The organism is Mesorhizobium sp. M7A.F.Ca.US.005.03.2.1 (assembly GCF_003997795.1).
Lineage (GTDB): Bacteria > Pseudomonadota > Alphaproteobacteria > Rhizobiales > Rhizobiaceae > Mesorhizobium > Mesorhizobium ciceri.
Map to the genome: position 1 here is coordinate 1 of NZ_RZRP01001612.1, position 452 is coordinate 452.

Annotated in this window: 1 protein-coding gene; it reads right to left on the reverse strand. The window is 60.0% G+C overall.

The features are described from left to right. The coding region (locus EN991_RS39445; RefSeq protein WP_164769825.1) for a nuclear transport factor 2 family protein at window positions 1-390 on the reverse strand (390 nt) is incomplete at its 3' end. Window positions 391-452: the final 62 nt, after the last annotated feature.

The following is a 452-nucleotide window of genomic DNA, read 5'->3' on the forward strand; positions in this document are numbered from 1 at the left end:
TGCCGGCTCCTCGTGGCCTTTCAGTTCGGCCATGGTGGTCAGCAGCGTCCAGATCTTGCCGTTCTTCAGCCTGATATGGCCGAAGCCGCGTGCCGCCTCCGTCTCGAAGCTGATCCAGCCCTCGATCAGTTCGCCGCTCTCGGTCGCGTCCTCGCCCTTGGCGATGGCGAAGTGCGATGGCCTGGTGTTCGACAACTGGCTTTTCAGCATGTCGCGGACCTGGTCGCGGCCTTCCATGGTCTTGATGTTCCAGGTGAAGGTAACGAGGTCGCGCCAGTAGCAATCTTCTTGAAAGCAATCGACCGCCTTCTCGATGTCATTGGCAGCAAGCGCGGCGCCGAATTGGTCGAGTACGTCAGACAGTTTCTTGCTAGAGGGCTTGTCGAGCATCAGGTTTCCTCCCGTGAAATCCAGATCGTCATGGTGGTGGCTCCGACGGGCTTGCCGCCGGA